Genomic DNA, 25,417 nt, shown 5'->3' with positions numbered 1-25,417 from the left:
CTACTCCCTCTTTCTATGCCAAAAAGCCGAGTTCTTTCGAAATGCGATTCGCTGTCTCTTTCACCTTCGCGATAAAATATGGAATGTTACTTTCGCTGTACTCAATTGCTAATCCTGAAATACTAATGCCTGCTACAACCGTTCCATCACTTGCAAAAATGGGCGCTGCTATAGCGGCTGTATGATTTTCTAACTCAGAATAGCTAATTGTATGTCCTTCCTTTTTCGCCATTTGTAACACTTCTAGCAATTGCTCCTTATCCACGATTGTTCCATCTGCAAACTGTTTTAAATCCGTTTCCTCTATGTAATTCTGTTTCTCTTGCTCTGAAAAATACGATAGCAATATTCTCGGACATGCACCCGCATAAAGCGGCGCTCTTCTTCCAACCGCCGTATACACACGTACAGGCTGAACGCCTTCCATCTTTTCCACATAAATCGCATCATTACCATCTTGAATAATTAAATTAACTGCCTGGCCTAAACTATCTCTAAGCTCTTTCATATATGGAATCGCAATATTTCTTACTGATAGTCTTTGTGAAACAAGTTGACCAAACCGTAAAAAAACGACTCCTAGACGATATTTCCCCTTCTCATTTTTTTGTAAAAATTCCATTTCTTCTAACGAACCAATTAAACGATAAACAGATGTTTTCGGCATACTTGTAAGCTGAACCATTTCTGTTAAACTTAGCTCTTCATGCTCATAAAACAACTGTAAAATATCCATTGTCTTAACTGCCGTTTTATTTATAGTCATTCTCTCTCCCTCTTATTCCGAATTTCGGAACTTAAATTCCATTTTTCGAAACAAACATATAATTTAAAATTATAAAATATTCTTTCAATTCTATCAATATATTTTTCAACTACTTAACCTTTATGTAAAGTGAATACAAAATAAATTCTAGAAATAATGATGCTTCTCTTTCAAAAGCTCAAGTTATAGCAAAACCAAACGTTTAAATAAATAGGCATAAAAAAAGTATGGAAGAATATTTCCCCCATACTTTTTCTTTATAGCGCTCTTACTTGTTTCAACGGCCAGAAAACAGCTTGTCCTTTTCCGACAATTTCATCTTCTGAAATAAATCCAAACATACGACCGTCTTTAGAAACTTCACGATTATCACCTAATACAAACACTTGGCCTTCTGGCACTTTCGTTTTTCCTGTAATTTGTTCTAACGTAAAGTCTGGAGTTAATACACGACCTGCTGCTTTTTCTTTAAACTCTTTTAAATATGGTTCTTCCATCGCTTTGCCGTTTACATATAAAACATCATTTTTATACTCAACTGTATCGCCTGGTAAACCAATTACTCGTTTTACTAAATCATATCCTTCTTTTCCATGGAAAACGATAATATCAAAGCGTTCTAATCCACTTATACTATACCCAATCTTATTGACGAGAACTCGTTCGTTATTTTCTAAAGTCGGCATCATCGATTCGCCTTGTACTAATGACGGTGTAAATAAAACACCGCGAATAATTGCGATTAATACAAGGGTAAATCCTATCGTTTTCGCCCATGAGAATAATTCTTTCTTCGTATTTTCCTTCATCGTTTCTCCTCTTTCTTAATTGTTTATTGTATGATTTGAACTAATTCTTGTACGAAATTAGGATCAATTTCAGCAAAACATGATTTCCCTTCTCTTACCGCTGTACCGACATGAGCTTGCGAAATTCCAGTTTCATTTAGCAATTGCTTTATATTTTCTTTCGTTACACCAGCTCCAACAACAAGCTGAATTTGACCATCGCTTACCTTTTGCATATCTGTAAGCACCGGAATATTCTCTACTATATTCCCTTGTCCACCTGAAGTTAAGACGTGAGTCACTTTATGAAACTTCTTTAACGTTCTCATTGCTTCTACTGGATTTTCCGTGTCGTCTATTGCACGATGATATGTGACATTTATCCCATCTACCACAGATAATAAATCCGTTAGTTTCTCTTCATCCACTTCATTTCTTTCATTTAATACACCTAATACAACACCAGCTACTCCTAATTTCTGAGCAACTACAATATCTTCTTTCATCATTTCAATTTCTTCTTCCGTATATGTAAAAGACTTCGCATGCGGACGAATCATAACGTGAATCGGTATTTGTACTGCTTCTACCGCTTTTTTTATAAATGCATAACTCGGCGTTAAACCGCCTTCTGTATAAGATGAAATTAATTCAATTCGCTTTCCGCCAGCTCGTTCAATTCGTTTCACATCTTCTAAACATGTTGCAATAACCTCTAGCATGAGATAACCTCTTTTCGTGCTTTTTTCTTATTATACAGTAGGTGAAATAAGAAGCATAGCATTCTCCTATAAAACGATAAAAAGAAGAATGAAAAGAAAGATTTTTTCAATTGATAACGTGTATTGGTAATCTTATATTTTTCATATTCTACAAAAAAGGAGTAACCCCCTAGAACGCCTAACTAGGTGTCACTCCTTTTTATTTTAGTTATTTTTCTTTGTTACTTCATTATAGTAATGGCTAAATGCTTCTACTAATGCGTCTACGGAAGCATACAGTTCTTCTGGTGTATTATCTACGCCTCCCATTTCAATAAGTAAAGCATTTGGAGAAAGGTCTTGATTATATACTCCGTTCCCGCTTTTACGATCTTTAATAAAAATTCCTCGGCTTAAACCGTAATACTTCTCGTCTAAATATGAATTTATTGCCGTTACTATTTTTTTATTTTTTTCAAAGCTAGGATTCTCTCGTCCTAAAATAAAATAGAGCCTCGCATAATTCTTTCCGTTAATATTTTTAGTTGTAATATTTTTTCTTGCATCATCTCTATGAAGGTCCATTGGAAACATAATATTTTTATCTTGCGTTAATTTATCTTGTAATATTTGACGGGACCCTTTATAAGATTGAGCCCAATTTAAATTTTTACTTCGCAGAAAATCTCTCATATTCGTCGTATCATGTGAAACACCTATCCCTTTTTCTTCTAACTTTTGTTTTAAATAATTTCCAACAAACGTAATGTTCACTTCATTATTTGTACTAGAGGCATCATTAGGTTTAGTAGCACCTGGAATGAGAGGAATAAACGCCTCCCAACTATGTGTATGATAAATAAAAACTTTATTTTCACCGTTATTTTGTGTATTTGAATTATTTTCTTTCTCACTCTTTGGGTGTTTAACAGCAGTACCTTCATTCTTAATATTCTCTAAAGGAATACTAGATTCTTCGGGAATGTTCGTATAATCTGTTCCTTCCCCCGCAATTAATATTTCCGAATAAAATTGATTCATATTTGGAAGTTCTCGAGTTAATAAGCTTCGGAGGTCATTTACATTAATATTTGTAGAAAGTGAAAGTAAAAAAGATTCCAAAGACGCTCGTCCTTTTTCTTTATGAAATTCTTCGGCAAAATAACGATTTTCACTGCCTATCATATACATAAGGCCTTTCGTAGAATTCGTTCCTAATAATTGATTAATATAATAAGATTTAAATACGCTTGAATTACTAGAAATGAAGAATGAAGTGAGAATACATATAATCGTGAATAAAATACATATCATTACATACTTTATATTAAATACTTTCAGTTTCACCTTATTCATTTTATATCTCCCTTCATTTACTATATTCTTACGCATAATTTTCAATGAATATGATTACTAATTTAATAGAATCGTCTCAACTACTATTTTTGCAGTTAATCTCTTTCCGTAAAGCAAACGAGGTTAATTTGCCATGCGCAAATATCACTGAAGATTTTTAAAAGAAATGAAATAACCTGAGTCTACATTTGTATAGACTCAGGTTATTTCATTTCTTTATTTTCCATGTCAATGCCTAATTCGTCTTTCAAGAACTTCATACCTTTTCTTGTAAGATGGACAGCCCGATTCTTATCCGTTTTTGTAATCCATTCCTGTTCAAAAAATAGTTTTGCTATTGCAGATCCTAACCAACCAGAAATATGGTAACGTCTTTCACTCCAATCAAGACAAGGTTTTGCAAATATTCTTCTCTTTATATCTGCCGTTTCAATATTTATTCTAAAATTCAGAAACCATTGCTTGCCTTGTTCCGTTACAATGTATTCTCCTTTCTCTAAAATGATAAATTCCTTATCTAATAATTTTTCGGTTATCTCTACACCGAGTCTACCTGCAAGATGATCGTAACAAGTTCGAGCATAACGAATTTGTTTTAGTTGATCTGATTGTTTTAAAGAACGAACTTGAACTGTTGGAGCGATTGTTCCTAACTTTTCAAGAACCTCTGCTACCTCTTGATTAGCAAGTCGATAGTAACGATGTCTACCATGTTGTTCAACTGTAAGTAGATTCCCCTCTACTAATTTAGAAAGATGAGAACTAATTGTTGGATGTGACACCTTTGCCATGTAAGCTAATTCGCTAGCAGGTAGTGCTTGATTATTCATTAAACAATCTAAGATGATTGCTCTTGTAGGTTCAGCAATTAGTTTAGCTATATATGAGATATTCGGATATACATTCATATTTCGATGATACCCTAACTATTAAATTGATACAATTATTTTAAATTTAACAGTAAAGGAGAATGTATTATGAATGCAATTGATCTTAGTATATTAAATTTGAAAGAAACGAGAAGGCGCTCAGAAAAATTATGGAATTCTCTTCCCGATAATTTTCTTAATTGGAAGCCTGATCACGAGGCTATGTCCTTTGGTGAAATGATTCGTCACGTATGGAGCTCAACTTTTTACTATCATATGATTTTAAAAAACAACGGCTCAATAAACGACATACATATCCCGTATGATGACGAGCCAATTACTTGTGTTAAAAAAGAGATTGAATTAGCACAATCATGTTTTGCCGATTTCATAGAATATGTTCAATCAATAAGCATAGCAGAGCTAGATTCAAGACTTATTGATCGAAGCGATGTTGGCTATCAACGATATTTAGGCGATATGCTATTACGAATTGCCTATCATGATGCGGTCCATGCAGGTCAATTTTTACAATATTTACGAATGGTAGATTTGGAAAGACCATTAATTTGGGATTAAAAGCTGTCAAACTAACATTGTAATAAATATTTTTTTAATCAGGAACACTTCCAAAATCATGATAACCATTTATATTAAAAGCCTACATCTCAACTTGGTACGTTCCTGCACATAAAAAGCACGTGTTCGATTACTAATTAAACACGTGCTTTCAAAATAACTATATTGTCCATAAACAATAAAATTCAAGTTAAAAAACCTACGACCGAAACGCCGCATCCGCAAGCATAGACAGTGTTGCATCGTCCATCGGCGGATTGTGTAGTCCTGCTCTAACGTTTAAATAATAACGGTGAAGCGGATTTTTTTCTGACAAACTTTTTGCTCCTACGATGCGCATTGATTTATCTACAATAGATATTGACGCATTTGTTACAGCATATTTCACTGCCGCTAGTTCGGCTTGCAGTGACAGTTTATCTTCTGCCTCATCGTATTTTTTCGCAATTTGATATAAAAAGACGCGAGCTTGCATAAGCTCGAGTTCTAATTCTCCAACTAATCTTCTAACATTCGGTAATAAACTAATAGAATGGTTTAAACTATTTGGTTTGTATGATCCCGCAAACTGAACTGCATAATTTCTTGCTGATTGTGCAATTCCTAAATAACATGCTGGTATATGTAGCAACCAGCCAATACCCTTTTGTTTCACTTTCCCGCCTTTTACATCCGTAAAAAATCGGTTTTCTATCTCTACATTTTGTAAGACAAGGTCGTGACTAGCGGTTCCTCGCATCGCAACGCTATCCCACGTTTCTTCAATAGATACACCGAGTGTATTTCTTGGAATAACAAACTCACCAACTTCATCTCGGCCTTCCATACTCGCTGAAATAATAAAATAATCAAGTATTGGCGCCATCGTTGTAAAGGTTTTCCTTCCGTTTATAACCCACTTCTCGCCTTGTTGAACCGCTATTGTTTCTGGTTTGCCGCCACGCGTCGGACTCCCTGTCTTTGGTTCTGTTGCTGCCCTGTTAAAGAGTGCACCGTTACGCACTTCTTCGCAAAACCATTTGAACATCTCATCATTCCAAGAGCGATTTTCCGCTAGCTCTTTCACAATGCCAAGATGCCAGCCAATCGATAATGCAGTAGCTCCGCAGCCTTCCGCGATTTTCTCTTGAAATAAAACGAAGTCATATAAAGAAATCGCACTACCACCAAATTCCTTCGGTAACGTTAATTTCGTATATCCGATATCTTTCAAATCACTTATATTTTCATACGGAAATGATCCTAATTCACTTAGTTGATGCTCCCTTTCCATGAACTTCGGAATCAATTTATTTATTTGTGTAATAATGAAAGATTGTTCTTCTGTTTCAACAAATGAGAGTGCCATACTATAATCTCCTTTATGTTCGATTCATAAACCGTTCATTTTGTCATTATGATTATATGAAGCTACCTCTCTATTGTTTCACTATTCCGATAAAAATACAATGTTTTTGACTAATAAGAAAAGTTCCTATTTAAAGATAGGTTCTTTTCTTATGTTAGTCTCCCTTTAATGCCTTTAATGGCAAAGAGGTTACATATCCAATATACGAGAATAATTCTTTAAAGAAGAATGGAATTTCTGTGTCTAACGTTTTATATGCTGATGTCGGCGTTGGTGAAGCATACGCTTCAATATTAATATGTTTTGCGATTCTCATTGCGCGTTTCATATGAAGTGGATCACTTACAATCGTGTATGTGCGTATTCCGTTCTCTATTCCAACTTCCTTCGCATTCTTTAAGTTTTCTTCCGTGAAAAGGGATTTTGTTTCAATTAAAATATCTTCGTCTTTTACACCTTGTTTCATTGCATATACTCTTGCAGTACGCGCTTCCTCAAGTTCTGCCTCAAACTTTGTACCACCCGTAAAAATAATCTTTTTAATGTTTCCGTTCTTATATAAAGAAATCGCATGATTAATTCTTTCTTTAAATACAGGGGATGGTTTCCCATTCCAAGAAGCCGCTCCTAGTACGATACCAGCATCCGTTTTCACACTATCGTCTGTTTTAAAACGATAGCTCCAAATATCGTAAGCTGCATAACTTACATATAAAATAGCAGAACAAATCATTAGTAAAAATACTTGAAAGATTCGTCTTTTCTTACTTTTCTTATTTTCTTTCATTTGTAATTGCCTCCGTACATCATCCATACTTATATAAAAAACATTTATATCAAATCGTTTTGTTTGAGTTTATTTAAAAGAAGGAACTTTACTTGTTATTTATGTATAAAAGGGTTTTCATTTAAAATTGAGGATTATCAATTCATTTTCATTTGCGGTTTTCATTACATGTTTTAAATTCATAAGTTTATTACCATACAACTACATTGTAACGAATTTTTTCTCAGAAGGGAACGATGAAACAAAAGGAATTAAAATAAAGTAGCATTTTGTAAGAAAAAAGGTATATTTTTCATGCATCACGAACAATATACCTTTCAAAACACGAATTATAGCTTTTCTTTATACAACTCTAACTTTTCTAACAATTGTTCTTTTACGCCTGGCCATTCACTCGAAATAATACTGTACACCACTGCATCTCTCACATATCCGTTTGGCAATTTTCTTTCATTTCTAAGCACGCCCTCTTTTACTGCACCTAACCTTTCAATTGCTCGCTGTGCTTTTTCATTCCTTGCATCCGTCTTAATTTGTACCCTGAGCATATGCAGTTTTTCAAAAGCATACTGGAGAAGCATATACTTACACTCTGTATTTATACTCGTACGCTGGACACTTGGATGATACCACGTTTGTCCTAACTCGACTGTTTTATCTTCCACTGAAATATTATATAGACGTGTACTTCCTACAATCTTATTCGTCTGTTGATCCACTACAACGAAAGGGATTTGCGTACCCTTTCCATAACCTTGTATCGCTTTTTGCACATATTGTTGCATATCTTGCACACTATCCATTTTAGAGATTAAATACGCCCAAATACCCCGATTTCCTTCTACAATCGAAAACAAAGTTTCGACATCATCACTATCTATTAACCGTAACTTTGCTCTTTCGTGAATGATTTCCATTTGTAAGCCCCCTTTTTTCTTACTATATCACAGAAATTATAATTTAATTATATATATATTAAAATGTTAAAACTAACTTTTAAATGTATTTAAAATTCAATTTCTAATACATTCTTACATAATAATCCGTAAAATCCTGTAACAAATACCGTGTCCATCCCATTATAGCAAGCTACATTTATATTGGTTTCATTTCATGTAAATTAAAAACGCTATTATTTCTACAAAAAAATCATTGTTTTTTTCATTTATGAATCAATTTTTCAGGTTGATATTGTGGATAAATCTGGATAACTTCCAAAAAATACTATATAATAATAAGGTGAAACTTTAAACGGTGAAAGTTTTACAGTTAATTAATACGGGATAAATGGGAGGATATAAAAATGCTAGATCAAATTACTTGGGGAACGCCAGGCAGCTTATTATGCTTAGGATTCTTTTTTGCAGGATTAGGAATTTTCTTAAGAAGTATTACGTCATATTCGAAAAACAAATAAAACATCAAAACAGTTTACATTTTAAAGTATTTACTTGATAAAAACACTAAACAAAAGAATCCTTCCTTTTATAGAAGGATTCTTTTTTATACTTTTCCCCTTTTTAAAGTAACAAATAAGCAATCGGCGTAATGATAAGCAATGTTAATATCGTTCTTTGTACGTACAGAATAATAAGTTCTGATACTTTTAACGGAATATCTGTCGATAAAATACATGGGATGGATGCTGAGAAAAACAATATAGATGATACCGAAACAACCGCAATGACAAACTTTGTCACAAGTGGTGCACTAACTACTAATAATGATGGTAAAAACATTTCCGCAATACCGACGGATGCCGCTTTAGCAGCTAGTTCTGCTTCTGGTAATTGTAATAACCATGTAAAAGGATAGAAAATATAACTGATCCAATCAAATATTGGCGTGAATTTCGCTAAGACGATACCAATTAATCCGACTGACATAATGGATGGCAAAATTCCCATCGTCATAATAAATCCATCTTTTAAATTCACTGCGATATTTTTCGTAATACTCGGTGCAGATTTCGATACTTCTAACGCGTCTTCCCAAGCGCGTTCTAACATTTTCTCCTTATAAACAGGCTCTGGGAACCCTTCTTCCGTTACATATGTATCTGGTTTTCTACTAAGTGGTGGGATTCTTACGGTGATAGCAGTTACGATGAATGTTACAACGAGAGTAGTCCAAAAATAAACATTCCATAAATGCATAATGTCTAATGTTTTTGCGATGATAATCATAAATGTAGCGGATACTGTAGAAAAACCTGTAGCGATAATAGCTGCTTCTTTTGTTGTATATTTCCCCTCTTTATAAACTCGGTTAGTAATGAGAAGCGCAAGCGAATAACTTCCAACGAAAGAAGCAACTGCATCAATTGCTGATCGTCCAGGTGTTTTCCATAACGGTCTCATAATTGGTCGGCAAAACGTACCGATAAATTCAAGCAATCCATATCCGACTAATAGCGCTAAAAACGCCGAACCAATCGGAACGAGTAAACTTACCGATATGACTAGTTTCTCATACAAAAACGGCCCTACATCTGGCGCAAAGAACCAAGCTGGCCCTACTTTCAAACAATATACTACACCGAAAACGATACCAACTACTTTTAAAATAGAAAAACAAATGTCTACGAGGGACGTATTCCATTTTTTCGTATAAAACGGATAAATTGCCCCCACTACCATAACGAGTAGTGCGTAATAAGGTACTATGCTCGGAACGGACGCCCTAATCCAAGATACGATATGATCAATCATAATGGACGAAGCACCGTTTATCGTAACTGGTACGAAGAACATAAACACCCCAACTAGACTAGAGAGTATAAAACGAAGAATAATCCTCTTCTCACTCCCTGTCTTAATTACATTCCTTTTTAATTCAATTTCACTCAAAATTCGACACCTCCTATTTATCTAAATATTCTGTATAATTATATTAAATTCCTTCTTTCGTATTCAAATATGTAAACAGATTTTAAATATTAATTGTTTTATATAGATAAACAAATTAAAATAACCATAATAAGGATATTTCAAAGGGGGCATATAAACTATGAAAAAAAATAAATATTAATTATGAAAAAACATTGCTCAAAAAGAAAATTGTAAAAAAAACTCAACTGCAAGCTGCTAGAGGTCTTGGATATCTAGCTGCCCAAGTAGTTAACTTAAAAATAAATCAAGTTTTAAAAGACAGTGAAAAGAAATAAGAAAAAGCTTAGAAATTCCTACGCTTTTTCTTATTTCTTTTCAACTATATTATTCTCTTCTGAAACATACTATGTCCATCCGTACTACCGACATATTCAAAACCACATCGCTTATAGAAATCATTCAACGTAACATTATGCCCTACACAATCTAGTTTCAAAAACTCTTTGTCATATTGTACATTCTCTTCTATCCACCGTAACATCCATTCTCCGATTCCGTTACCCTTATACTTCCGTTTCACCGCAAATCTATGAATATATAATGAATTAGAAACTTCCTCTTTACCAAAAATATGTTCATCCCATTCACTTTGTTTAGGAGATACTGTAACTGTACCGATAATTTCATCTTCTTTCGTAATCACATATGTATATTTCCCTCTTATACCTTCTAGTATTTCATCCGTAGCCTCTCCGCCTAACAGATACTGCCACTGATCCACTTCTTTATGTTGTAGCCACTTCGCTACTTCTTTTAATAGCGTAATAATGCTATCGCTTTCCTCTTCCGTAGCAGTTCGAATTGTATATTCTTTCGTTATGGTGTTTCTCTCCATACTGCCGTTCCCCTTTCAATTTACTACTATACTGACAAACATGTTCTACCGTCATTTTCATCTGTAACATATTCCACATAAAATCCCTGATTCCGTGCGTTTTCATACATCAGTTCAATCGCTTTCTGATCTTTCGCATAAATTTGTATGTAATCACCATCCGCTACTAATACGACTATCTCACACTTACTTTCCTTAAACTCTTCATATGTTTCAATATCTATTGCTATTTCTCCTTTAGGATACGCTTTTAAATCTGCAAAAATGAGATAATATATGTTATCTTTAACTAACTTTTTCAAATCTAATCCTTCCACTACACTTGGTTGCTCTGGAAATAATGCCTCCTCCAATCCACCACGCGCTATTAAGTAGGACTCCTCATTCCCCACTCGCCAATTTAATGAAGCAATATCGATTGGCTTTAACACTTTCCAAAGTAGATTATCATTTGCATATCCATCTAGAATCTCTACTGTAATTCCTCTTTTCATTTATTTTCTCCTTTCCTCTACATTGTCTTTTTTGTGTTATACATTCATTATATAACACCATTAATTTCTACTTTTAAATATCTCTTCTATGCTACTTAGCTTACATCTAAACAAAAAAACGCTTCACTCATAGTGAAACGTTTTTATCTTTTATACCTGTAATTCCGTTTTATGTCCCTTTACTGCACTACGTTTTAAAGCAGTCGCTAAAATAATAACGATACTTACCGCACCAATCCAAATAAGCACAATAACAGGTGTACTCCAGCTTAATCCATTTCCAAAGAAGAATATTTCTCTAAGTCCTTCAATCATAAATCGCATTGGTAACCATGAATAAACCCAATCTTGATAAAATGGAGACAACATTTCAGGTGCTAATGATAATAACGGTGCTCCGAAAAATAGTAATAAAGCGAATAAACCGATTCCTTTTAGTCCAACTAATGAAAGTACCGCCGATATCATTAAGAAGAAACTAAAGGATGTAATAGATAAAAACAATGCCGTATCAGTGAAATTTGAAATATTTAGTCCTACCATTCCATCCGCAATCCATGTAAGACCGAACCCAATAACAAGTGCTGCAATTGCGCCTGTTACAATTTGCTTTAGTTTTACTACAATGTTTTGTTTTCTTGTATCTACCGGCATTTTAGTTATTGCGATAAAGATAAGCGCTGCGCTCGCTAAACTGGCAATCCATAACGGTTGGAATAAAGAAATTGGCGAGTTACCATTCGCACTATTTTTTCCGGTTTCATTTACATTTATCACTTTCTTTGTAATCGGTGTTACTACATTTGAAACTTGATCTGCTGTTAAAGTAGCTCCTTTTGCTTTCAGTCCTTCTAATATTTGTTTACGAACATTGTTGTTCATATTATCAACTACACTATTTAATATTTGTCCTGCCATAGTTGATGCCGCTGTATTCATTCCTTGATTGATGAATATTTCTACCTCTGGCGAAAATGGCTGTGGTGTTCGTAATGATGCTTGTTTTGTACTAAAGTCTTTCGGAATAACTAATGCTGCGTAATATTCTTGATTATTTAAGCCTTTTTGAACTGCTTCTTTATTTTTCACTTCTACCCACTTTACCGCAGGTTCTTCCTCTGACTTTGATGCCTTTTTCATATTATCAACGATCGTTTGCCCCATGTTCATTTTCGGTTGATTCGGAATTTCTACTCCTTGATCCTCATTTACAATTGCGATTGGCAAATTTTTCGGCTGAGGTTGAACGGTTGGAAATAATGTTAATGAAAAAATAAAAACTACAAGTAGTGCAACAACTGGTGATAATAATAAAAGTTTATTTTTAAACATTCTCTTTTCTCCCCCTATCATTTGATTTATAATAACCAACAACGTGTTGTTTATTTATATTTTGAATTATATGTTCGAGTTGAACCTTATACAATAATCAAAAATCGTGAATGTGTCGGTTATAAGACACTTTCTTGAAATGTGTTGGCTAAAATGAAGGAGGGACATGCTTTGCGCGATAGTAATTTAGATTTACGTGTTGTTCGTACGAAAACTGCCATACGAAATGCATTGGTGGAATTAATTGAAGAAAAAGGTTTTGACGCCATTACAGTGAAAGATATTACAACGAAAGCAAACATTAATCGCGGTACTTTCTATGCGCACTATCAAGATAAATTTGATTTAATGACAAAATGCCAAGAAGACATTATGTATGAGTTTTCTAGCATTGCAAAAAAGAGATTCCCAGAAGTGATTGCGGATCTCGGATCGAATCCTTCTCCAACAATGCCGTTTCTACTTATCACTTCTATTCTTGAATTTCTAAATGAAAATAGTGATTTTATGAAAGCTGTATTAAGTCCAAAAGGAGATTTATCTTTTCAAACAAAGTTGAAAGACTTTATGTGGAAAACATTATTTGAAGATACGAATGGTGCTCTCATTAATAAGGAAAATTTACTTGTTCCAAGCCAATATTTAGCTTCTTATATGGCATCTGCTCATATTGGTGTCATTCAGCAATGGTTAAATAGTGGCCAAAAAGAAACACCAGAGGAAATTGCTCGTATTTTATCAACAATCGCAGTTCATGGACCTTTTTATGCAGCTGGCTTAAAGAAGTGAGTTATTGCAAAATAAAAAGATCATCCACTATTTATAGCGGATGATCTTTTACTTCATTACAACACTTCAATATACCCTTCTGTTCCATGTACTCGTATTCGTTGCCCATCTTTTATTAATTTCGTAGCGTTCTCTACCCCAACAACTGCCGGTAATCCATATTCACGTGCAATCACTGCTCCGTGCGTCATAAGTCCGCCGACTTCGGTAACTAATCCTTTTATAGATACAAATAATGGTGTCCAGCCAGGATCAGTAAAAGCTGTAACTAATATATCTCCCTCTTCTAAATTCGCCTCTTCCATGTTTAAAATAACGCGAGCTCTTCCTTCAATCACTCCTGAAGAAACAGGCAAACCTACAATCGCATCAGCTGGGAGTTTTTCTCGTTTATATTTACCCGTAATGATTTCTCCATCAGACGTCATTATACGAGGAGGCGTTAGTTTTTCATATAATTTGTAATCATTTTTTTGTTTTTGTATCAGCTCATAATCTAGTTTATTCGTGCGGACTACTTCGTGAAGTTCTTCAAAAGTTAAATAGTATATATCATCAACTTCATGAATGACACCGCTCTGCACAAGTTGCTCAGCTTCTTTCAGTAACGCCTGCTTATATATGAAATAACGATTAATCATACCGTATTTCGGATATTCACGATAGCCGATAAAATTACGGATATTGCGAATCATTCGCTTCGTTTCTTCTACTTTTTGTTTTCCATCCGGCAATTGCTGCAATCGCTCTAATAATTCTTCTTCTTTTTTCAAAGCTTCTTGCAGTCCTTCTTCAAATTTCCGTTTACTAGCACCCGCTTCAAAGTCTCTTATATTATTTAAAATCATCGGAATAATTGTAGTTGGCTTTTCACTCCAGCGCGTTTTCGTAATATCAATTTCTCCGCTACATCTCATTCCGTATTTATTTAGAAAAGTTAGAATCGCATCTCGGGCTTCTTCTCCACCTTTAAACTGAACTATTTCATCTAAAAAGTTATCGTTTTCTACGTGTTGTAAATGCGCAATAACTTCTGGGTACGGCCGAATCACATCCGCAACATCCATTAATGCTAAACCCATTTCTGACGTAATATTGTTTTGTACCGATTGAGAAAGCGTATCTGCTGCATTTTTTTCGCCTAACCATTGCTCCATCTTTTCATTCATCCATGTTGAAGCATTCATACCAGCCATAATGACAGCGATACTTTGCGGGTTAAATAATACTTTTTTTAATTGCTGAATATCTTCCAAAATAAAATCAAGTACATCCATCCCTGATTTCGTTTGCATGTTTCGTTTTAACTCTTCGATGGATGCTTCACTATTCTGTATTAAATTCGTAACGATTGCCGGATCATTTTCGATTTCTGGTTGCGAATTTGCAGGTTGCTTACTTTTACTAACACTCTTTTCTTTTTCATCATCCGGCAACAATGTAATAAAATTATCTCGCTCGATTATAGTCGTTAATGCATCTCTTACGAGTGGATCTGATTTTCCTAAAGTGTTTATTAAATAATCTCTGCTAGCAGGTGAAGCTAATTGTTGAGTGGCATCCACAAACAGCCTTCCTCCCGCTTTACGCATAGGAGCATTAGTCGTTAACAGGAAAAAAGATAACCCAAGTGGTTTCATCGCATCAGTCATCATTTGTTGATGGCCAACTGATATATATACATGATTTCCCCCATCATTTTCTTCAGGAATTGGATATAAAGTCGTAATGGGGCGACTTTGGACAATATAAAATGTATTATGGGCTAAACACCATTCAATATCTTGCGGACAGCCAAAATAAGCTTCTATCTGTCTTCCGATACTTGCTAGTTGTAATATTTGTTGTTCAGACAATGTTTGAACCTTTTGCTGAGCCGGATCAATCTGTTTCGTCTCTGTTCCGCCCTCTTTTAAGGCATAGATAGCTACTTTTTTAGTTGAAATCACCTTATCGATGATTTCCCCCTCTTTTACTTTATAATTATCAGCAGAGACGAGGCCTGATACTAACGCCTCACCAAGTCCAAAACTGGCATCAATTGATAGCACCTTTCGGTTAGAAGTAACCGGATCAGCCGTAAATAAAATGCCCGAAGCCTCAGGGAAAACCATTTTTTGAACGACAACACATATAGAAACTTGATTATGTTCAAAACCATTTTGCATACGGTACATGACTGCTCGCTCTGTAAATAAAGAAGCCCAGCACTTTCTTACATGCTGCAAAATCGCTTCTTTTCCGATAATATTTAAATACGTGTCTTGTTGACCTGCAAACGAGGCATACGGTAAATCTTCAGCCGTAGCACTAGAACGCACGGCATACGCATGTTCATTTCCAAAACGTGAGAGATAATGAGTTACCGCTTCCACTACATCTGAAGGGATTTCTACTGCCATAATAACTTCTCTAATTTTCTTACTAATTTCACCAATTTGAGCTCGGTCTTCACGATTCAACTTGGTTAGCTGCTGCAACAAGGTTTGAAGCTCTTCATTTTGCTCGATGGCTTTTTCATATCCTACCGTTGTAACACAAAATCCTTCTGGCACCTGTATACCTTGAATGTTAGATAACTCCCCTAAATTCAACCCTTTTCCGCCGACGAGTGAAAGCTGCCCCTTTTCTATTTCCTGAAAATCGAGAACGAAAGAACTCATATAACATCTCTCCTTACTATGCATGTGTTCTTGATTGTAGCAGTAGTACATGAGGAGAAACAGTCTATTTCGAACTTTATTTACGTGGTATAATTAAGTTAGGAAGAGATTAAAAAATGCCCCAGTTGCATAATGAAGCAACTGGGGCTTCTTATTTCCACTCAATTTCAAATTATAATTTACTCACAACTCACTTCAATGTATTTCTATTTTTCCCATTTTTTATAAAATGTTATTAATTATCACACACAATTCTTATCTCGACAAATGGTATATAACCCGAAATACGCTTTAGTTTAACCTCTTGTAAGCCTTTTCACATAAGGTTTTATACATACATATAGTATTTATAATGAATTAGTTCTCCTATTTTTTAAAAGCATATTCTATGTCATAATAACGCTTTTTAGAATATATATACCTTCTATTTTTCCAAAAAAGGATGATTGTATTGGAAATAAAAAAACTTCAAGGGATTTATGATGATGTTATTAGTTTAGGGGAAAATTGCTATACCGCTATTCATCTAAAAAAATATAGGCTGCGGAAATATTCAGGTCCTCTAGATTGGTTTGAATCACCGAATCTTTCTTCTATCAACACATTATTGAAAAATAATTTTATAGACTTTATGGATTTAAAAAACATGCACCCAATGCCGGAACAAAATATTGTGTTTAATGATGGCGTGATACAACCTGTTTTTTCTCATATTATAAAAGACACAAAATATAACGTAACATCTTATCATGATTTCCCTGTTATTCCAAATGAAGATTGGTTCATCACATACCATGATTTTAAACAACAATTAGATCGAAGAATCGATAACTTTTATGAAAAAATTCATCATTCACAATCCATTTTATTTGTTAGATGGGGCGGAAACTTAACTGAAGCACTAGAATTACAAACCGTTTTATCAAATATTGTTAAAAATAATTTTAAGATCCTTTTACTCTATCCAACAGGACTTGAAAATGAAATAAACGAATTAGAATGGGGGCTTGATCATGTTTTCCCTATTCAAGTTTCAAGTAATTATCAAAATAACAGAACTTGGTATATCCTCTTAAAAGATATACACTTAAACTCAAAAAAATAGTAGAAACTACGACTTTACAATCAATATTTTTTGTTTACACTTTATATAAATTGATATGTCCCCACCTTAATTCTAGGAGTAAATTATTGTTTTTTAATCCCCCACTCATTCTTTTCTCAAATCCTCCAAAATGGATTTTCAAAATTAGGGAACTATAATGTCGTATTAAAATATATTAAGGGGGAAAACAAGTGGGAAATGAAATGAATTATGGAAGTGATTATAAGTTTATTCCAGCAACTTCAATTGAAAGTGGTCATGGCATCGAAGTATTGCCTGATTTGTTTTGTTACACGATTCAAATCGTCAACATCTGTTTTGTTGGACATCCCAAGAGCAATGATTTTGTTTTAGTTGATGCTGGAATGCCTAAATGTGCAAATGAAATTATCTCTGTCGCTGAGGATCGATTTGGTACAAACAACCGCCCAAAAGCAATTATTTTAACTCATGGGCATTTTGATCATGTTGGTGGAATAATTGAACTCATTAAGTATTGGGATGTTCCAGTCTATGGCCATCAAATGGAGATACCTTTCCTGACTGGGCAACAAAGTTATCCTGAACCAGATCCAACAGTTGAAGGTGGTATGGTAGCGAAAATGTCCCCTCTATTCCCTAACGAACCGATTGATTTAGGGAATAGCATAAAAGTACTTCCTACAGATGGAACTGTTCCCCATATGCCAGATTTTAGATGGATTCATACACCAGGACACACTCCAGGTCATATTTCATTATTCCGAGAAAAAGACCGCACATTAATTGCTGGGGACGCTTTTGTTACGGTGAAGCAAGAATATCTATATAAGGTAATTACTCAGGAACAGGAAATAAGCGGTCCGCCTCGTTATTTAACAACAGACTGGAAAGCTGCTAAAGAATCAGTTATTACACTAGAGAAGCTAAAGCCTCTAGCCGCTGTTACGGGACATGGGATACCGATGTCAGGTAGATTACTGTCAACAAGCCTCAACACACTCGTTCAAGAATTTGATAAAATTGCTGTACCGGATTACGGAAAATATGTAGATAAAAAGAGGCATTAAGCACGAAAAAACTTTAGTTTTTTACGTTAAAGAATTAAGATATTATACAAAATCATCATTCAGCTTTTAAACTTAATTTGTTTAAAAACTGAATGCAGGCAATATCTATATTCTAAAAATAGAAGTACTCCTTTGGAATAAAAATCGAGCTTTCGCACAAACTCTTTATAATAAAGTCTGCTTCTTACCCAGGCTTTATTCTTACCATTAAAGAGCAGTCATAATGAATAACTGCTCTTTTTAATTTCATAGTATAAGCTTACATTCTTTGTTCATACTATACTTAACCATGATATAGTTATACTCCTTAAATTCATGGATGTAATTTTCTCGCTGCAGTTAGCTTTTGCTAGCTGCTTTTTTATTTATAGAGAGCAATTTCATAAAATATGCAGTTGAAAAACAACATAATAAATAGCTTGTTATTTAGGGGGAGAACCTTAATTATGTAAAATAAAACAGACGTTCTCGCATTCTAAAATAGCGTGAGTATAACTTCTTTCATATCTTAGAATGAATTTATATTTTTAGCATATAATCAATTCATTAATAATGGAAATTACCATTTAGTCTTAACTATTTAATCCTCTATAAATAAACTATAGTTTTCCTCTAAAGATAATTTCCATATCTCTGTTTTAATATTGCATTTGTATTGCCTTTTGCACATTTTGAACATCATTTTTTAATAGCTGCTTTAAATCATAAGCTGGATAGTAACCACGTTCATACATAAAGTTAAAAACCTGTGCATGTAATTGTATAGCACCATTTATTTGACGGGTTAAAACTTCTCTAAGACGAGGCGTTGCAGTTTCAGTAATTGCAATTGCATAATTTCGAACAGATGTCTTTGCTAATCCAAGTAAATCTCCAGCGTAAAATCCAGTGTCATCACGATGCTGCGCTTGAAATTCAGGAGCATAAGGATAAAATTGTACTAACTCTTGTAGATTGTTTTGGATGGCATTTATAGCTTTAATATATAACGATTGAAGTGCTTGATCCGGTACATTCCTAACTGATTTTTTTAATTTGATTAAACCGTTTGCTTGAAATGCTACTAATTCATGTAAATCCAATGTTTCATGCCAAGCTAGCTGATTAGGATAAGACATAGACGTTCCCCCTTAATATTCATTCATGCTACACTATGCAAAAAAATTCAAAAAGGGCCTATACTACTGAATTCATTTCAATCTAATTCATGATTACTTTTCATCCTTCTATGTTAATCACAATAAAGTATCCTTAATTCCTCTTCCCTACTTTTTTATATCCTTAATTTTGATTTTCAAAATGACTTCCTCGCCTTTACAATCTATAAATTTAATTTTTTCTTCCTTAAAAATCCCCACCATTATACATCCTTTCTTGTTTCGTTATAAACCATATTAGTTAGAAAATATAAATGTGAACATTGTACCTACATATTCCTTATATATTTTTCGAATTTTATAGCTACTTAAATTTATACGTTATTAAAGATCAACTATTAAAGTAACTGTATTGAAGGGGATTCTTCATTAAATCATTTTATTTTTATAGATTAAAAAATAATTATTCTAGCCGTGTTAGTCACCTATTCTTAAATAATTAATAGGTTATATATTATGACTTAGGAGGGATAAAAAAGATGACTATACTTTATGATAAAGACTCTTTACAAAAAAATATTATTACCCTTCCACATTGGCAACAAGAAGCTTTCCGTTCTTTTAAATTAAAAATGACAGATAAAGATAAACTGTTTCCTTGTATACCAGCTCAACACGGCTTTACAGCCAATCACCTCAGGTACGGGTTCATTGGTGATCCTAGAGATACGAATACTAGTGAGGATTTTGCTGCATTACTTAAAGAATATACTGAATGTTCTAGAGACACAGGTCAATACGCCTCACTTATTGTTTTTATTCATACACCAATAGATTTACTGCGAGAAACTACAGTTGAAGATTTTGAACATATGTATTGGTCTCTACTTAATACAACTAGTCGTTTGGACGAGATGGAATGGCCTACGCACATTCCAAATGACCCTATGGAGAATACTTGGGAATTTTGCTTTCATAATGAATCATATTTCGTTTACTGTGCTACACCTGCCCATGTTAATAGACAAAGTAGACATTTTTCATGTATGATGCTTGCTTTAACACCTAGATGGGTTTTACAGGGGATTATGAATTCTGAGAAACGCAGTAGGAAACTAAAAAACTTAATACGTCAACGTCTAGCTGCTTATGACAAAGCTCCTATTCATCCCTCTCTGAAAGATTATGGTGAAAAAGATAATTATGAATGGCAGCAATATTTTTTACGTGATGATGAAACCATCCCATCCAAGTGTCCATTTTCTCGAATCATAAAATACTTGCATAAAAATAAGTAATCCACTCCGTTTTTTATTATTTAGTTGTACAAACTTTAACCACTGAATAGATTTAATATAGATCAAATTTAGTGGGAGGAGCATATTATACGTGGGCATATTTTTAAGCTATGTTTTCTTAGGTTTATCATTATCCGCTCCAATGGGACCTATAAATGCTGCGCAGTTAGAAAAAGGTATTAGGAGTGGTTTTTTTCACGCTTGGATTCTTGGCATAGGAGCCTTACTTGCAGATGTTATCTACATGGCACTTATTTATTTAGGTGTAATTCATTTCCTCGAAAAAGATATTATAAAACTTTTCTTATGGTCTTTCGGCGCTTTTGTTTTAATCTATACAGGCATCGAAAGTTTAAAAAATGCGAATCAAATTAGCATTAGTAATACTAGAAATGATGATTCAATTATTAAAAGCTTTTTTTCTGGTTTTTTTATGTCTTTATCGAATCCATTAACAATTCTATTTTGGCTTGGAATTTTCGGCTCTATATTAGCAAAAGCCGCTTCTTCCTATAATAAAGAGCAGCTTTTGTTATATAGCCTTGGTATTATTTTAGGTATTTTCATTTGGGATATTACGATGGCGAGTACATCTAGTATATTTCGTAAAATTTTGAATGCTCGTATATTGTCCCTTATAACGGTAGTATCTGGAATATCCCTTATTATTTATGGATTATATTTTGGTTTTCAAACTTACCAAATCATTTTTCAATAGCTTCTATTATTTTGTTCTGACATACTATTCATGGAGTAAAAGAAAGATACTTCATATAGCTGTATTCCTTTTTCTTGAGACAAAATGAACAATTATAGTAACGATAATAACTATTCCTAAAAACAACAAGCTCACAAGGAAACCAAAACGCGTTGTTTTTTGCAATAGTGTTCCACTAACAGCTAGTGCAATCATTATAAGACCAATAATGCTTTTTATCTGCATCCAACCCTTTGGATTCATTAATCTCCAAAATGAAAGAAGAATAAGACTCCATGTATATAACAACATTAATCCAGCTGCAGTTGTTACATATTCATATATATTTTTCGGTAGTAATAAAGCACTAAGGATAGAAGCACCAAGTCCAATTATAATAAGCAGTAAGGCTGGGAACGAGATATTTTTTTTGTTTTTTTTAGCAAACATTGCAGGTGCATCACCTTCTTCAGCTAAGTTCATTAGTACACTTGTCACTGCAAATAATGAACCAACTAATGTTGAAAAACCCGCTAAAATTAACACTACATTTAAAATAAATGGCACATACGGCAAATTATAGTCTTGTAATGCTATTACAAAAGGGCTTTCTTTCGTATTAAACTGGTTTAATGGAACCATCATAATTGCCAACCCTAAAGAGACTACGTAAATAATCGTTAAAATCATTAACATTACTCTTCCTGATTTTTGTGCATCTTTAGGGTCTTTCAGTCTTATTGTCATTAACCCCATAATTTCGATTCCTCCAAATGCATAAAATGCATAAATTAGAGAGGACCAAGTGCCTTTTAATCCATTTGGGAACCAATCTTTAAAATTCCGCGGAATTTGTGCTTTATATAAACCGCCCTTTATAAATCCTAAAATAACTAAAATAGCAATTACAATAAACCCCATAATAGCAGCGATTTTTATAATAGCCATCCATTTCTCTAAACGTTCGAATATCTTTACCCCTATAAAAATAATTAATATAGCCGCTACTCCATATATAGCAGCAAATATCCATAGTGGTATTTTAGGAAACCAGTAACGTGAAAAGATTCCTAACGCACTTAACTGGCTGCCCATAATAAGCAGTTCAGAACACCAATATGTCCATCCATGGCTAAAACCCGCCCAATTTCCAAAAGCTTTTTTTGAGTAAATGCGAAAAGATCCTTTTTGCGGATCTTCTACAGCCATTTTTGCCAATGCTTCAAATACAATATAAGTAGTAAATCCAGTTAAAATGAGAATGAGAATAATTGAAGATCCACCTATTTTAATACCTATACTGGATCCTAAAAAGAAGCCGGTTCCTATCGTACAACCAATCCCAATAAGTGAGAGCTGCCACCAATTTAAATCTTTTTTTTCTTTCGTTTCATTCTTAACATCATGACAGGTCATATCACTATTCTCCTTTATTCATCTTGAGAATGCCCCTCATGATCACTTAAGTACTTCTCAGCAAGCTTTTCAACAACATCAACGACATTATGAGCCTTTATTTTATGGTTTGCTACTAGTTCACTTCCTACAGAAATCTCAATTGTAAATAACGCTTCATATTTCATTTTTTCTACCCCTTTCGCATCAAATATAATCTCTTATCTTTTATCCTTTTATTACGCAAAAATTAATTATGTATTTAAAACCTTGTGAGTCTAAAAGTTAAACAAATAAATTTGAGTTATAGTTGTAAGTTTTAAAAAATGTATGAGAAAGGAGAGACGGCATGCCTCTCCTCTATATCCATTTCATATATAAAATTAACGAGTAACGCCACCGCCAAGTTGTTGCTCAGCTAATGATACAAGACGTTTCGTAATTTCACCACCAACAGATCCGTTTGCACGAGCTGTTGCATCTGCACCAAGTTGTACGCCAAATTCTTGAGCAATTTCATATTTCATTTGATCAAGAGCTTGTTCAGCGCCACGTACTAATAATTGATTGCTGCTTCCACTGTTATTGTTTGACATGTTCATTCACCTCCTTCTTTCTTTAATATGTTAAATTACATGCTAAAATATATAGCTAATTAATTGGTAATTACGACCGTGAATTCAAAGGTATAGTTGATCTTCTTTAAACTAAAAATAATCATGTATAGGAGAACGAAATACATCTTACGTGCCATGGGATATCATAAATAGGCCTCCATTACAACATAAAACGGGTTAAGCTATTTAACAGCATAACCCGTTTTTAATGAAATATTTTATTCCATATACTTTTGAACAATGGAGGAAAATGATGAAACATTTTGTTGCTTTATTAATTAAATACACAGCGATAACTGCTGTATTACTAATCATACTTAGTATCTTTAAAGGCATTTCAATTCCTAGAGTATTACTAATTTCTCTTTTCCTTACAGGAGCTGCCTATTTAATCGGAGATCTCTTCATTTTACCTAAATACGGAAATATGATTGCTACAATAGCAGATTTAGGCTTAAGCTTCTTTGGAATTTGGTTACTAACATCCTTGTTTACTGATTTAGATGTTACTCGTAACATTGGACTTTCTTCATTTATAGCCGCTTTAATTATTGGTGGAACAGAAATTTTCTTCCATATTTATATGAAGAGGCTAGTACTGCGTAACGACAATGAATTAAGACATCGTAATCATATTCATCATGATAAATATGTTATGGAAATGTCAGATGAATATATAGATTCTTCCACAATAAATAAATCCAAGCTTGAGGATACATCTAAAAAATAAAAAAGTGGCCAACGCCACTTTTTTATTTTTGTTTATTAAGCTTGATCTGAATTTCTTACATGTAATGGAGGTGGAACTACCCATCCTTTTTTCTTACTTAAACGGAGCAAAGTTACACCTGCCTGCGCTTTTTTCATATGAAATTGTCCAAATAGCATGCCTACATCTTCTCGAAGGCATTTTCCCATTACCTGGCTACATGTCACAAGTCCAGCTGCTAATCCTGTAGAAACAGCTGCTGCAATTTCCACATCATTAATACGCGCTCCTGGAGGAATATCTTCAATAGATGCTACTGGTCGTTCTGGCGGAGCAGGCGGTAAAGCTACACCATTAACCTTTAAAAGAGTTTTTAACTCTTCTATTTCCGAATTCATATCATTTTCAATTAAGCTTTCTAAAAACTTCTTCAAGTCTTCATCACCTGTATGATTCATAAATACTTGATGACTTGCGATTGCACCTTGTGCAGCTAGAAGATAACTCCAAATATCAAATACTTCTCCGTAATGTAACGGTTCATTTTGAGGATTTCCACTTAATATACCCATTTTTAAATTCCTCCCTTTCGAAAAGATAATAATAAATATTGATTTTAATATTAAAATCAAATTTTTAAGTATGCTTTTTCCTGCAAAAGCTTTTCTACTATGCATGGAAAACACCTTTCCAACACTGCGTGTTTATTGTTTAGGAAAGTAGTTTACAAATAAAATACCCAAAGATTATGAAAGAAGATTATCAATAATCTTTGAGTGAGAATTCATTTACTATAAGAGTTTGTTTTTTATGCATATACAAAAGAAATTGATTTACATATTCGCTATATTTTATACGAATTCTCTTAGCGGTTAGCTCTACCACCAAGTTGTTGTTCAGCCATTGCTACTAAACGTTTTGTAATTTCACCACCAACAGATCCGTTTGAACGAGCTGTTGTATCTGCACCAAGTTGTACACCAAACTCTTGTGCAATTTCATATTTCATTTGATCAAGAGCTTGTTCAGCACCTCGAACTAATAATTCATTACGACTTCCACTATTATTGTTTGCCATATTATTTCACCTCCGATGTTTTTAATATGCTTCAAGTTATGAAATAATAATTATCCTTTTTATGGGAATTAGATTATGTATAAATATTGGGTTTCTTCTTAAAATAGGAAAAAGACATAAGAAAGAAGAGTTGCTATAACATACTTTCATAACAACACTATGTATAGATTATGA

The 25,417-nt window shown here is 33.8% G+C and carries 26 protein-coding genes; 7 read left to right on the top strand and 19 right to left on the bottom strand.

Annotated features, from left to right (window positions below; all coding sequences use genetic code 11):
• Positions 1–13: 13 nt before the first annotated feature.
• From MR147_RS04745 to MR147_RS04725, 5 genes are all read right to left on the bottom strand, one after another.
• Entirely contained in the window at positions 14–766 is a 753-nt protein-coding gene (locus MR147_RS04745) for an IclR family transcriptional regulator (protein WP_242303707.1), read from the bottom strand.
• 257 nt (positions 767–1,023) lie between these two features.
• A complete protein-coding gene (lepB, locus tag MR147_RS04740) occupies positions 1,024–1,575 on the bottom strand; it encodes a signal peptidase I (RefSeq protein ID WP_000662493.1) in 552 nt (183 codons plus the stop codon).
• Positions 1,576–1,598: 23 nt separating this feature from the next.
• Positions 1,599–2,276 carry a copper homeostasis protein CutC gene (locus MR147_RS04735; protein ID WP_242303706.1) on the bottom strand — a complete coding sequence of 226 codons (678 nt, stop codon included), beginning with the start codon at positions 2,274–2,276 and terminating at the stop codon, positions 1,599–1,601.
• 204 nt (positions 2,277–2,480) lie between these two features.
• Complete coding sequence (locus tag MR147_RS04730; RefSeq protein ID WP_242303705.1) at positions 2,481–3,611, bottom strand: stage II sporulation protein P; 1,131 nt, start codon at positions 3,609–3,611, stop codon at positions 2,481–2,483.
• A gap of 203 nt (positions 3,612–3,814) precedes the next feature.
• Entirely contained in the window at positions 3,815–4,519 is a 705-nt protein-coding gene (locus MR147_RS04725; RefSeq protein ID WP_242303704.1) for an ArsR/SmtB family transcription factor, read from the bottom strand.
• Positions 4,520–4,588: 69 nt separating this feature from the next.
• On the opposite strand from MR147_RS04725, the gene MR147_RS04720 reads away from it, so the two are divergent.
• Positions 4,589–5,059 (top strand): DinB family protein, encoded by a 471-nt coding sequence (locus MR147_RS04720; protein WP_074610932.1) that lies wholly within the window; start codon positions 4,589–4,591, stop codon positions 5,057–5,059.
• 199 nt (positions 5,060–5,258) lie between these two features.
• On the opposite strand, the gene MR147_RS04715 is transcribed toward MR147_RS04720, so the two are convergent.
• From MR147_RS04715 to MR147_RS04685, 7 genes are all read right to left on the bottom strand, one after another.
• A complete protein-coding gene (locus MR147_RS04715) occupies positions 5,259–6,407 on the bottom strand; it encodes an acyl-CoA dehydrogenase family protein (RefSeq protein ID WP_242303703.1) in 1,149 nt (382 codons plus the stop codon).
• 154 nt (positions 6,408–6,561) lie between these two features.
• Complete coding sequence (locus MR147_RS04710) at positions 6,562–7,194, bottom strand: YdcF family protein (protein WP_016717896.1); 633 nt, start codon at positions 7,192–7,194, stop codon at positions 6,562–6,564.
• Between the two features lie 329 nt (positions 7,195–7,523).
• Positions 7,524–8,111 carry a GNAT family N-acetyltransferase gene (locus tag MR147_RS04705; RefSeq protein ID WP_242303702.1) on the bottom strand — a complete coding sequence of 196 codons (588 nt, stop codon included), beginning with the start codon at positions 8,109–8,111 and terminating at the stop codon, positions 7,524–7,526.
• A gap of 603 nt (positions 8,112–8,714) precedes the next feature.
• Positions 8,715–10,043, bottom strand: coding sequence for a YjiH family protein (locus MR147_RS04700; protein ID WP_242303701.1), 1,329 nt, complete (start codon positions 10,041–10,043; stop codon positions 8,715–8,717).
• A gap of 361 nt (positions 10,044–10,404) precedes the next feature.
• Complete coding sequence (locus tag MR147_RS04695; protein ID WP_242303700.1) at positions 10,405–10,920, bottom strand: GNAT family N-acetyltransferase; 516 nt, start codon at positions 10,918–10,920, stop codon at positions 10,405–10,407.
• Positions 10,921–10,946: 26 nt separating this feature from the next.
• Positions 10,947–11,414 (bottom strand): DUF2691 family protein, encoded by a 468-nt coding sequence (locus tag MR147_RS04690; RefSeq protein WP_242303699.1) that lies wholly within the window; start codon positions 11,412–11,414, stop codon positions 10,947–10,949.
• Positions 11,415–11,564: 150 nt separating this feature from the next.
• Positions 11,565–12,785 (bottom strand): YhgE/Pip domain-containing protein, encoded by a 1,221-nt coding sequence (locus MR147_RS04685; RefSeq protein ID WP_242303901.1) that lies wholly within the window; start codon positions 12,783–12,785, stop codon positions 11,565–11,567.
• Between the two features lie 132 nt (positions 12,786–12,917).
• On the opposite strand from MR147_RS04685, the gene MR147_RS04680 reads away from it, so the two are divergent.
• Positions 12,918–13,535 carry a TetR/AcrR family transcriptional regulator gene (locus tag MR147_RS04680; protein WP_001205693.1) on the top strand — a complete coding sequence of 206 codons (618 nt, stop codon included), beginning with the start codon at positions 12,918–12,920 and terminating at the stop codon, positions 13,533–13,535.
• Positions 13,536–13,591: 56 nt separating this feature from the next.
• Here the strand turns inward: MR147_RS04680 and ppsA are convergent, their stop codons facing one another.
• Positions 13,592–16,198 carry a phosphoenolpyruvate synthase gene (gene ppsA, locus MR147_RS04675; protein ID WP_242303698.1) on the bottom strand — a complete coding sequence of 869 codons (2,607 nt, stop codon included), beginning with the start codon at positions 16,196–16,198 and terminating at the stop codon, positions 13,592–13,594.
• A gap of 442 nt (positions 16,199–16,640) precedes the next feature.
• On the opposite strand from ppsA, the gene MR147_RS04670 reads away from it, so the two are divergent.
• Together MR147_RS04670 and MR147_RS04665 are read left to right on the top strand one after the other, a co-directional pair.
• Positions 16,641–17,303, top strand: coding sequence for a DUF1796 family putative cysteine peptidase (locus MR147_RS04670; protein WP_074610847.1), 663 nt, complete (start codon positions 16,641–16,643; stop codon positions 17,301–17,303).
• A 191-nt stretch (positions 17,304–17,494) separates the two neighbouring features.
• Positions 17,495–18,352, top strand: coding sequence for an MBL fold metallo-hydrolase (locus tag MR147_RS04665; RefSeq protein WP_242303697.1), 858 nt, complete (start codon positions 17,495–17,497; stop codon positions 18,350–18,352).
• 638 nt (positions 18,353–18,990) lie between these two features.
• Here the strand turns inward: MR147_RS04665 and cotF are convergent.
• Entirely contained in the window at positions 18,991–19,470 is a 480-nt protein-coding gene (gene cotF, locus MR147_RS04660; protein ID WP_242303696.1) for a spore coat protein CotF, read from the bottom strand.
• Positions 19,471–19,988: 518 nt separating this feature from the next.
• Here cotF and MR147_RS04655 point away from each other — a divergent pair.
• Together MR147_RS04655 and MR147_RS04650 are read left to right on the top strand one after the other, a co-directional pair.
• Complete coding sequence (locus tag MR147_RS04655; RefSeq protein WP_074610969.1) at positions 19,989–20,747, top strand: YqcI/YcgG family protein; 759 nt, start codon at positions 19,989–19,991, stop codon at positions 20,745–20,747.
• Positions 20,748–20,838: 91 nt separating this feature from the next.
• The gene (locus MR147_RS04650; protein ID WP_074610971.1) at positions 20,839–21,465 is read left to right on the top strand and encodes a LysE family transporter; all 627 of its coding nucleotides are present in this window, start codon (positions 20,839–20,841) and stop codon (positions 21,463–21,465) included.
• A gap of 51 nt (positions 21,466–21,516) precedes the next feature.
• On the opposite strand, the gene MR147_RS04645 is transcribed toward MR147_RS04650, so the two are convergent.
• The 3 genes from MR147_RS04645 to MR147_RS04635 form a co-directional block, all read right to left on the bottom strand.
• Positions 21,517–22,860, bottom strand: a complete 1,344-nt coding sequence (locus MR147_RS04645; protein ID WP_074610973.1) for an amino acid permease — start codon at positions 22,858–22,860, stop codon at positions 21,517–21,519.
• Between the two features lie 14 nt (positions 22,861–22,874).
• Positions 22,875–23,027, bottom strand: a complete 153-nt coding sequence (locus tag MR147_RS04640; protein WP_071727987.1) for a hypothetical protein — start codon at positions 23,025–23,027, stop codon at positions 22,875–22,877.
• Between the two features lie 195 nt (positions 23,028–23,222).
• A complete protein-coding gene (locus tag MR147_RS04635; RefSeq protein ID WP_000069660.1) occupies positions 23,223–23,435 on the bottom strand; it encodes an alpha/beta-type small acid-soluble spore protein in 213 nt (70 codons plus the stop codon).
• Between the two features lie 274 nt (positions 23,436–23,709).
• On the opposite strand from MR147_RS04635, the gene MR147_RS04630 reads away from it, so the two are divergent.
• Positions 23,710–24,186, top strand: coding sequence for a YndM family protein (locus MR147_RS04630; protein ID WP_242303695.1), 477 nt, complete (start codon positions 23,710–23,712; stop codon positions 24,184–24,186).
• A gap of 35 nt (positions 24,187–24,221) precedes the next feature.
• On the opposite strand, the gene MR147_RS04625 is transcribed toward MR147_RS04630, so the two are convergent.
• Together MR147_RS04625 and sasP are read right to left on the bottom strand one after the other, a co-directional pair.
• Positions 24,222–24,737, bottom strand: a complete 516-nt coding sequence (locus MR147_RS04625; RefSeq protein ID WP_000512134.1) for a DUF3231 family protein — start codon at positions 24,735–24,737, stop codon at positions 24,222–24,224.
• Positions 24,738–25,030: 293 nt separating this feature from the next.
• The gene (gene sasP, locus MR147_RS04620; protein WP_000002841.1) at positions 25,031–25,243 is read right to left on the bottom strand and encodes a small acid-soluble spore protein, SasP family; all 213 of its coding nucleotides are present in this window, start codon (positions 25,241–25,243) and stop codon (positions 25,031–25,033) included.
• Between the last annotated feature and the right edge of the window lie 174 nt (positions 25,244–25,417).

It is taken from the genome of Bacillus cereus group sp. BfR-BA-01350 (genome assembly GCF_022663775.1).
Lineage (GTDB): Bacteria > Bacillota > Bacilli > Bacillales > Bacillaceae_G > Bacillus_A > Bacillus_A paranthracis.
The sequence above is the reverse complement of the archived record's forward strand: the minus strand, read 5'-3'. Positions and strand labels throughout refer to the sequence as shown.

Bases quoted from the DNA above. Each gene is read 5' to 3' on its own strand.
- ppsA (WP_242303698.1), bottom strand. From the start codon at position 16,198: ATGAGTTCTTTCGTTCTCGATTTTCAGGAAATAGAAAAGGGGCAGCTT.
- MR147_RS04705 (WP_242303702.1), bottom strand. From the start codon at position 8,111: ATGGAAATCATTCACGAAAGAGCAAAGTTACGGTTAATAGATAGTGAT.
- MR147_RS04745 (WP_242303707.1), bottom strand. From the start codon at position 766: ATGACTATAAATAAAACGGCAGTTAAGACAATGGATATTTTACAGTTG.
- MR147_RS04630 (WP_242303695.1), top strand. From the start codon at position 23,710: ATGAAACATTTTGTTGCTTTATTAATTAAATACACAGCGATAACTGCT.
- MR147_RS04640 (WP_071727987.1), bottom strand. From the start codon at position 23,027: ATGAAATATGAAGCGTTATTTACAATTGAGATTTCTGTAGGAAGTGAA.
- MR147_RS04715 (WP_242303703.1), bottom strand. From the start codon at position 6,407: ATGGCACTCTCATTTGTTGAAACAGAAGAACAATCTTTCATTATTACA.
- lepB (WP_000662493.1), bottom strand. From the start codon at position 1,575: ATGAAGGAAAATACGAAGAAAGAATTATTCTCATGGGCGAAAACGATA.
- MR147_RS04625 (WP_000512134.1), bottom strand. From the start codon at position 24,737: ATGGGTATATTAAGTGGAAATCCTCAAAATGAACCGTTACATTACGGA.
- MR147_RS04720 (WP_074610932.1), top strand. From the start codon at position 4,589: ATGAATGCAATTGATCTTAGTATATTAAATTTGAAAGAAACGAGAAGG.
- MR147_RS04735 (WP_242303706.1), bottom strand. From the start codon at position 2,276: ATGCTAGAGGTTATTGCAACATGTTTAGAAGATGTGAAACGAATTGAA.
- MR147_RS04670 (WP_074610847.1), top strand. From the start codon at position 16,641: ATGATTGTATTGGAAATAAAAAAACTTCAAGGGATTTATGATGATGTT.
- sasP (WP_000002841.1), bottom strand. From the start codon at position 25,243: ATGGCAAACAATAATAGTGGAAGTCGTAATGAATTATTAGTTCGAGGT.
- MR147_RS04725 (WP_242303704.1), bottom strand. From the start codon at position 4,519: ATGAATGTATATCCGAATATCTCATATATAGCTAAACTAATTGCTGAA.
- MR147_RS04655 (WP_074610969.1), top strand. From the start codon at position 19,989: ATGACTATACTTTATGATAAAGACTCTTTACAAAAAAATATTATTACC.
- MR147_RS04635 (WP_000069660.1), bottom strand. From the start codon at position 23,435: ATGTCAAACAATAACAGTGGAAGCAGCAATCAATTATTAGTACGTGGC.
- MR147_RS04730 (WP_242303705.1), bottom strand. From the start codon at position 3,611: ATGAATAAGGTGAAACTGAAAGTATTTAATATAAAGTATGTAATGATA.
- MR147_RS04645 (WP_074610973.1), bottom strand. From the start codon at position 22,860: ATGACCTGTCATGATGTTAAGAATGAAACGAAAGAAAAAAAAGATTTA.
- MR147_RS04695 (WP_242303700.1), bottom strand. From the start codon at position 10,920: ATGGAGAGAAACACCATAACGAAAGAATATACAATTCGAACTGCTACG.
- MR147_RS04690 (WP_242303699.1), bottom strand. From the start codon at position 11,414: ATGAAAAGAGGAATTACAGTAGAGATTCTAGATGGATATGCAAATGAT.
- cotF (WP_242303696.1), bottom strand. From the start codon at position 19,470: ATGTCTTATCCTAATCAGCTAGCTTGGCATGAAACATTGGATTTACAT.
- MR147_RS04710 (WP_016717896.1), bottom strand. From the start codon at position 7,194: ATGAAAGAAAATAAGAAAAGTAAGAAAAGACGAATCTTTCAAGTATTT.